At 56.6% G+C, this 528-nt stretch carries 2 protein-coding genes; both read left to right on the top strand.

Going from position 1 to position 528, the window contains the following annotated elements:
* Positions 1-295, top strand: a 295-nt coding sequence (locus MWC30_RS21825) for a molybdenum ABC transporter permease (RefSeq protein ID WP_244086305.1), incomplete at its 5' end; no start/stop codon positions are given.
* Between the two features lie 38 nt (positions 296-333).
* Positions 334-528, top strand: a 195-nt coding sequence (locus MWC30_RS21820) for a molybdate ABC transporter substrate-binding protein (protein ID WP_368860926.1), incomplete at its 3' end; no start/stop codon positions are given.

Below are 528 nucleotides of genomic sequence, written 5' to 3'. Positions count from 1 at the left end.
GGAGCTGGAGGTTTTTTTCCGCGTTTCCTTTCCCCTGGCGTGGCGTGGCATCATGGCCGGAGCCATGCTCGCTTTTGCCCGCGCCATGGGCGAATTTGGAGCCACCCTCATGGTGGCGGGCAATCTGCCCGGAAAGACTCAGACCCTTTCCCTTGCGGTGTACGATGCGGTCCAGGCCGGGAACGATCACCTGGCGACCCTTCTTGTTCTCATCACATCGGCGGTATGCATCGTGGTCCTCGTTGCTTCGGGCAAAATTCTCAAAACCCAGTATTTGAAGGAGGTTGATCGATGAAAAGAAAGTGGTCCGTTTTTTTCGCAGCGGTTTCCTTCATGGCCGCGGTGTCCTTGTCCCTTGCCGGGAGATCCTCCGCTGAACAGGAGCTTACGGTTTCCGCTGCGGCAAGTCTGACCAATGCCTTCACCGAGCTTGGCACCAAATTCGAGAGTCTCCATCCTGGAACAAAGATCATTTTCAATTTTGCGGCTTCAGGGGCTCTCCTTCAGCAGATCGAGCAGGGCGCGCCC

It is taken from the genome of Desulforhabdus sp. TSK, assembly GCF_022836495.1.
GTDB lineage: Bacteria > Desulfobacterota > Syntrophobacteria > Syntrophobacterales > Syntrophobacteraceae > Desulforhabdus.
The sequence above is the reverse complement of the archived record's forward strand: the minus strand, read 5'-3'. Positions and strand labels throughout refer to the sequence as shown.